This window comes from Candidatus Methylomirabilota bacterium (assembly GCA_035936835.1).
GTDB lineage: Bacteria > Methylomirabilota > Methylomirabilia > Rokubacteriales > CSP1-6 > AR37.
Window position 1 is genome coordinate 1 of sequence record DASYVT010000074.1, and the last position, 6667, is coordinate 6667.

Consider the following 6667-nt stretch of genomic DNA (forward strand, 5'->3'; position numbering starts at 1 on the left):
GGCGCGACGGCGCCGCTTCTCCAACGATACCGCCGATCCATGGGGTCTCATGCCCCATAGTGTCACACCTTTCCATTACTTACGCAAAGATCAATAATTGGTGTAGAAGGCGACAGCAGCATCGACGTCATCGACCATATAGCGGACATTGACAGTGGTCATCGGGAATCCTCCTTCCCTGTAGCCGGAGTATGCCACGGAAAGGCACGGACCTTACCGCGCCTCAGATTTCACACTGAGACACTACCGCAGGCCAGGGAACCTTGACAGGACGGGGCAAGTTTGTTAGAAACAAGGGCCATTTCGAGCTGACCGCGGTCCGCTCCCGGACGACTTGAGGAGGATCCCGATGAAGACATTCCTGTGGAGAATCGCGGGCGCCGTCGCCGTCGCGGCGTGTCTCGCCCCGGCCCCCGCCGAGGCGCAGGCCCCGATCAAGGTCGGCGCCTCGCTCTCGCTCACCGGCACCTACGCCCAGCCCGGCTCGTACCAGAAGGAAGGGTACGAGCTGTGCGCGGACCATCTGAACGCCAAGGGCGGGTTGCTCGGGCGCAAGGTCGAGTTCGTGTTCTACGACGATCAGTCCATGCCGGCCACCGGTGTGCGCCTCTACGAGAAGCTCATCACGGAGGACAAGGTCGACGCGGTAATGGGGCCGTACTCCTCTCCGATCACGGAGGCCGTGGCCAACGTCAGCGAGAAGTACCAGAAGGTCATGGTCTCGCCCCTGGCCGCGACCACGTCCATCTTCAAGAAGGGGCGGAAGTACATCTTCATGGTCATCTCGCCCGCCGAGGCGTACCTGGAAGGGCTCGTCGACATGGCGGCAAAGCGCGGGCTCAAGACCATCGCCGTCGTGAACGAGGACACGCTCTTCACCAAGGCGTCCGCCGTGGGCGTCGCCGAGATCGCCAAGAAGAAGGGCATGCAGGTCGTGTTCCAGGAGGCGTACCCGAAGGGCAACACGGACTTCTCGGCGCTCCTGACCAAGCTCAAGGCGGCGAACCCCGACGTCATCGCGGCGTCCACCTACTTCGATGACGCGGTGGCCATCACCCGCCAGATGAAGGAGCTGAACGTCAGCGCGAAAATGTACGGCGTGACGGTGGGCGGCGACCTCCCGAAGTTCTACGACCTACTCAAGCAGAATGCCGAGTACGTGTACGGCTCCACGCAGTGGGAGGGGACGCTGCCCTACCCGGGTCAGAAGGAGTTTGTTGACTCCTACCAGAAGAAGTTCGGGCACGAGCCGGTCTACCACTCGGCCGCCGGGTACGCGGGCTGCGTCATCTACGCCGAAGGCGTCCGGCGCGCCGGCAGTCTGGACTCGGACAAAGTGCGCGACCAGCTGCTCAAGCTCGAGACGCGGACGTTCTTCGGCGACTACAAGGTGGACCCGGACGGCTTCCAGACCGCCCACAAGATGGTCATGTTCCAGTGGCAGGACGGCAAGAAAGTCACCGTGTGGCCGGACGACCTGGCCAGCGGCAAGCCGCGCTTCCCGACACCCGGCTGGGGCCAGCGGTAGCCTAGTCCCCAGCGTTAGGCTAGTCCAATGTTCGTCATCACGCCTGCCATGGTGGGCCAGGTGGTCATCTCTGGCCTCCTGGCGGGCGCTCTCTACGCCATGGTGGCGCTCGGTCTCGGACTCATCTTCGGCGTCATGCGCGTCCTCAACGTGGCGCATGGGTCGCTGCTGATGCTGGGCGCCTATACGACGTTCTGGCTCTTCCATTGGTTCGGCCTGAACCCGTATCTCTCGCTCCTGGTTTCGATGCCGGCGCTGTTCGTCGTCGGCGTCGTCCTCCAGAGCCTGCTGGTGCGGCGGGTGGTGGACGCGCCGGAGCTGTCCTCGCTGCTGCTCATGTTCGGCGTGGGCATCGCGCTCGTGAACCTGACCCAGCTCGCCTTCACCTCGGATCTGAGATCGGTGGAGTACCTGACCGGGTCCTTCGTGCTGGGGCCGTTCGCCTTCTCCAAGTCGCGCGTGATCGCCTGTGCTTTCGCGATCGTGATCACGGCGGGCGCGTTCTGGTTCCTGCAGAAGACGCGCCTCGGCAAGGCCCTGCGGGCCGTGTCCCAGAGCCGCGAAGTGGCCCAGGTCTGCGGCGTCAACGTCCAGCGGATCCACATGCTGGCCTTCGGTCTCGCCTCGGCGCTGGCGGCCGCCGGCGGCACGCTGGTCGCCGTGATGGTCGCCATCCAGCCCGAGATGGGGCAGGTGTACACGTTCAAGTCGTTCCTGGTGATCGTGCTGGGCGGCGCCGGCAACTATCCCGGCGCCCTGGTGGGCGGTCTGCTCCTCGGCCTCGTCGAGCAGCTCTCCTCGCTGTTCCTGACCACGCAGGTCAACGAGGCCGTCGCCTACGTTTTGCTGGTCCTGGTGCTGCTGGTGAGACCGACGGGCCTGTTCAAGGGGCGCGCCTCGTGAAGCGCTGGTTCTTCGCCGGGCTCGTGGTCACGCTGGCCGCCCTGGCGCTCTACCCGATGCAGGGGACGGGGTATGGCGTCCGCACCGTGCTCCAGCTCTTCATGTGGATCGCGCTCGCTCAGTCCTGGAACCTGATCTCCGGGCTCACCGGCTACGTGTCGTTCGGGCACGTGGCGTTCTTCGGCATGGGCGCCTATACCGCCGGCATCCTGGTCACCAAGCTCGGGTGGCCGTGGCTCCTGGCGTGCCTCGCCGGCGGCGTCATGGCCATGGTGCTCGCGCTGGTGATCGGCTGGCCCTGTTTCAGGCTCAAGGGGCCCTACTTCGCCATCGCCATGCTGGGACTCAACGAGGTCCTGCGCGTGATCGTGTCCTACTTCGAGGGGCTCACCGGCGGCGGCAGCGGCCTGTCCATGCCCACGCTCCTCCACGCGAGCGTGCCGATCTACTACGCCATGGGGCTCACGGCGCTGCTCGTCACCGGGCTCACCTACATCATCATCACTTCCCGCTTCGGCCTGCGCCTCATGACCATCCGCGAGGACGAGGTCGCGGCCGAGGCCATGGGGATCGACACCTTTCGCTACAAGCTCTACGCCTTCCTTCTCTCGGCCGCGGGGCCGGGGATAGTCGGCGGGCTGGCTGCCAGGGACCAGGGCTACATCGAGCCCATGAGCGTGTTCCCCCTCATCACGACGATCACGATGATCGTAATGGTGCTCTTTGGCGGCAAGGGCACGATCTGGGGCCCGGTGCTGGGCGCCGTCCTTCTGTTCACGTTCCAGGAGATCGTCTGGGCCAGGTTCATCTACCTCCACCAGCTGTTCTTCGGCGGCATCATCGTGGCGGTCGTTCTGTTGATGCCCCGCGGGATCCTCGGCGTCCTCCAGCAGAAGTACAACCTGCCGAGGACCATCTGATGGAGCCGATCCTGATGGTGGACCGCGTGGTCAAGCGCTTCGGCGGCGTGACCGCCGTCAACAAGGTCTCTCTCTCGCTCGAAGCGGGTCGCATCTATGGCCTGATCGGCCCGAACGGCTCGGGCAAGACCACGCTCTTCAACTGCATCACGGGCGTCGATCAGGCCGACCTGGGGCAGATCCGCTTCAAGGGGCAGCGCATCGACGGGCTCAAGCCCCACCAGATTTTCCACCAGGGTATCGGCCGGACCTTCCAGGTCATTAGGGTCTTCCCCGAGCTGACGGCGCTCGAGAATCTGATGGTGGTGACGACGGACGACTATGCCGCCGCCCGGAAGCGCGCCGAAGGGCTGCTCGGCTTCGTCAAGCTCGAGCGGCTGGCCGGGGAGTACGCGGGCAACCTGTCCTACGGCCAGCAGAAGCTGGTCGAATTCGTCCGCGTGCTCATGACGGACCCCGAGCTGATCCTGCTCGACGAGCCCGCCGCCGGTGTCAACCGGACCCTGCTGAATGAGCTCCTGGAAGCTGTGCGTAAATTGCGCGACAGCGGCAAGACCGTCCTGCTCGTCGAGCACGACATGAAGGTCGTCATGGGGCTCTGCGAGACCGTCTTCGTCCTCGACCACGGCGAGAAGCTGGCCGAGGGGCCTCCCGGCGTCATCCAGACGGACGAGCGAGTGATTGAAGCTTATTTTGGCCGCTAGCGCCGCGCTCGCGCTCTACCTCGGCTGGCGCTCCTGGGGCTGGCCGCTGATTCACGACGCCCCGCTCATGCACTACGTCGCGTGGCTCATGGCCCAGGGCGCCGTCCCCTATCGCGATGTCTTCGACATGAACGTGCCCGGTGTCTACTTCCTGCATCTCGGCGTCATCACGGTTCTTGGTCAGGGCGACGGCGCCTGGCGGCTCTTCGATCTCGCCTGGCTCGCCCTCACGGCCGCGGCGCTCTTCGGCTTCTCGCGACGCATGGGCGATGCGTGGAGCGGGCTCGGCGCGGCGCTCCTCTTCATCCTCTATCACCTGTCCGGCGGGGCGTGGCGCGCCGGCCAGCGCGATTTTCTCCTGGCGCTCTTCCTCGTCCTGGCCGCGTGGGGAGCGGCGCGCGCCTGGGAATCGGGCGGCGCGCGGGCGCCCCTTCTCTGGGGAGGGCTTGCCGCCGGCGCCGGGGTCATGGTCAAGCCCCAGGCCGCGCTCTTCTGGATCGCGTGCGCCGGAGTCGTGGTGCTCGGCGCCGTGGGCTCGGGCACGATGCGCGCGCTCGCGCATTGGTGCGCGGCGGGGCTCGCCGTGCCCGTCCTCGTGATGGGCTGGCTCGCGTGGCACGGCGGGGCAGGGCCCTTCGTGTCCATCGTCACAGGCTATGTCCTGCCGCTCTACAGCCGCGTCGGGCGCGTCTCGGTGTGGGAAGGGCTCCGCTGGCACGTTTACGGCTGGCAAATCTGGTGCTGTCTCGTCGCGCTCGGCCTCCTGGGTTTCGCGCGCCAACCGCAGAAGCCATACGGCAGCCGCCGCTGGCTCGCTCTCCTGGGCGCCGTCTACGGCTTCGTGCACGTCGCCGCCCAGGGCAAGGGGTGGGAGTACCACAGCTATCCGTTCGCGGTCTTTGTCTGCGCCCTGGCGTCGGTCCCGCTCGCTGCGCGGCCGAGGCAGGCCCTGCCCTCACGCTGGAACTCGGCGCCCGCGCTCTCCGGCGCGCTCGCGTGCGCCCTCCTCGTGATCGCCGTGGCGCTCCTGGGCGCCAAGGGAGCGGGCGCGGCCGACGCGCCGTGGATAGCCGACAGGGCCCGCCGCGTCTCGGCTCTCGTGCGCGACCTAAAGCCTCTGGCGGGCGCGGGCCCGGTGCAGGTGATGGACGTCAGCGAGGGCGGGGTCCACGCGCTCCTGCGCCTGCACCTCCGGCAGCCGACACGCTTCCTCTACGACTTCCACTTCTTCCACGACGAGGGCGACGCGCGCATCCAGGCGCTCCGCGCCGAGTTCGCGCGCGACCTCGAGCGCGGCCGGCCCACGACCGTCGTCGTCTTCAGGGACACGTGGCGCCGTCCCGGTTACGAGCGGCTCGACGGATTCCCCGCCGTGGCGCGGCTCCTCGCGCGCGATTACACACTCGCCGTCGAGGGTGACGGCTACAGGATCTATGCGCAGCGAACCCGTCCTTAACGTCATTCGCGCCTACGAGGACAAGATCGTCCGCGGCTACTGCTGGGGGCGCTTCTGGATCCTCCGCCAGCGCTTCCTCGACGAGATCGGCCAGTACCTGCCGGAGCGCGGGCGGGTGCTCGATCTCGGCTGCGGTTTCGGCCTCTTCTCCCTCTACTACGCGAGCGTCCATCCCGGGCTGCGCCTCGAGGGGCTCGACCGCAATCCGCGCCGCATCGCCATGGCGCGGGCCGCGGCGGGCAAGCTCGGCCTCTCGAATGTCCGCTACGAGGTCGGCGACGTCATGGACTTCCGCGGCGGCGAGACATTCGACGCGGCCTACATGCTCGACATCGTCCACCACATCCCGGAGGAGGCGGTGCGCCCGCTGCTCGAGCAGGTCGCCAAGATCCTGCCGCCGGGCGGACGGCTCCTCATCAAGGACGTGGATCGCCGGCCCTTCTACAAGCGCTGGTTTACCCACCTCCTCGACAAGGTCATGGACCCGGGCACGCCGGTGCGCTACTGGGACGGCGAGGAGCTGGCGGGCCTGCTCCGGGAGGTCGGCTTCAACGTCCGCCGCCACCTGATGGTGGACATCCTGCCGTACCCGCACATCCTCTATGTCTGCGAGCGACGGCCGTGACGCCGACGCTCCTGCTCGCCGAGGGGCTGACCGCGGGCTACGGCAAGATGCCCATCCTCCACGACGTCACGCTCGAGGTGCGCGTGGGCGAGATGGTCAGCGTGATCGGCCCCAACGGCGCGGGCAAGTCCACCGCCTTCAAGACCATGGTGGGCTTCGTGCACGCGACGAGCGGGCGGGTCCTGTTCGACGGCCAGGACATCACGGGCCTCCGTCCCGACCAGGTCCTGCCGCGCGGGCTCGCCTATGTCCCGCAGGGGCGCATCGTCTTCCCGCAGATGACCGTCCTCGAGAACCTCGAGATGGGCGCCTATATCGAGCGCGACGGCGCCAGGATCCGGGAGAGCCTCGAGCGCGTCTACGCGCTCTTCCCGGTCCTGAGCCAGCGGCGGGCGCAGAAGGCCGGCACGCTCTCGGGCGGCGAGCAGCAGATGGTCGCCATCGGCCGCGCCCTGATGTCGCGGCCGAAACTTCTGCTGATGGACGAGCCTTCCGCCGGACTGGCCCCGCTGGTCGTCCAGCAGGTCTTCG

The 6667-nt window shown here is 67.2% G+C and carries 7 protein-coding genes; all 7 read left to right on the top strand.

All coding sequences use genetic code 11. The features are described from left to right. The first annotated feature begins 349 nt into the window (after nucleotides 1-349). The gene (locus tag VGV06_06530; GenBank protein HEV2054815.1) at nucleotides 350-1528 is read left to right on the top strand and encodes an amino acid ABC transporter substrate-binding protein; all 1179 of its coding nucleotides are present in this window, start codon (nucleotides 350-352) and stop codon (nucleotides 1526-1528) included. Nucleotides 1529-1555: 27 nt separating this feature from the next. Next, nucleotides 1556-2431 carry a branched-chain amino acid ABC transporter permease gene (locus VGV06_06535; GenBank protein ID HEV2054816.1) on the top strand — a complete coding sequence of 292 codons (876 nt, stop codon included), beginning with the start codon at nucleotides 1556-1558 and terminating at the stop codon, nucleotides 2429-2431. Further along, entirely contained in the window at nucleotides 2428-3351 is a 924-nt protein-coding gene (locus VGV06_06540; protein HEV2054817.1) for a branched-chain amino acid ABC transporter permease, read from the top strand. The genes VGV06_06535 and VGV06_06540 overlap by 4 nt, the downstream gene beginning before the upstream one ends. Then, the gene (locus tag VGV06_06545) at nucleotides 3351-4055 is read left to right on the top strand and encodes an ABC transporter ATP-binding protein (GenBank protein HEV2054818.1); all 705 of its coding nucleotides are present in this window, start codon (nucleotides 3351-3353) and stop codon (nucleotides 4053-4055) included. The genes VGV06_06540 and VGV06_06545 overlap by 1 nt, the downstream gene beginning before the upstream one ends. After that, nucleotides 4045-5511 (top strand): glycosyltransferase family 39 protein, encoded by a 1467-nt coding sequence (locus VGV06_06550; protein HEV2054819.1) that lies wholly within the window; start codon nucleotides 4045-4047, stop codon nucleotides 5509-5511. Before VGV06_06545 ends, VGV06_06550 begins: the two co-directional genes overlap by 11 nt. Beyond that, nucleotides 5489-6136 (top strand): class I SAM-dependent methyltransferase, encoded by a 648-nt coding sequence (locus VGV06_06555; protein ID HEV2054820.1) that lies wholly within the window; start codon nucleotides 5489-5491, stop codon nucleotides 6134-6136. Before VGV06_06550 ends, VGV06_06555 begins: the two co-directional genes overlap by 23 nt. Then, nucleotides 6133-6667 (top strand): ABC transporter ATP-binding protein (locus VGV06_06560; GenBank protein ID HEV2054821.1); only part of this gene is annotated, 535 nt, incomplete at its 3' end. The genes VGV06_06555 and VGV06_06560, both read left to right, overlap by 4 nt.

Bases quoted from the DNA above. Each gene is read 5' to 3' on its own strand.
- VGV06_06545 (HEV2054818.1), top strand. From the start codon at position 3,351: ATGGAGCCGATCCTGATGGTGGACCGCGTGGTCAAGCGCTTCGGCGGC.
- VGV06_06555 (HEV2054820.1), top strand. From the start codon at position 5,489: ATGCGCAGCGAACCCGTCCTTAACGTCATTCGCGCCTACGAGGACAAG.
- VGV06_06530 (HEV2054815.1), top strand. From the start codon at position 350: ATGAAGACATTCCTGTGGAGAATCGCGGGCGCCGTCGCCGTCGCGGCG.
- VGV06_06535 (HEV2054816.1), top strand. From the start codon at position 1,556: ATGTTCGTCATCACGCCTGCCATGGTGGGCCAGGTGGTCATCTCTGGC.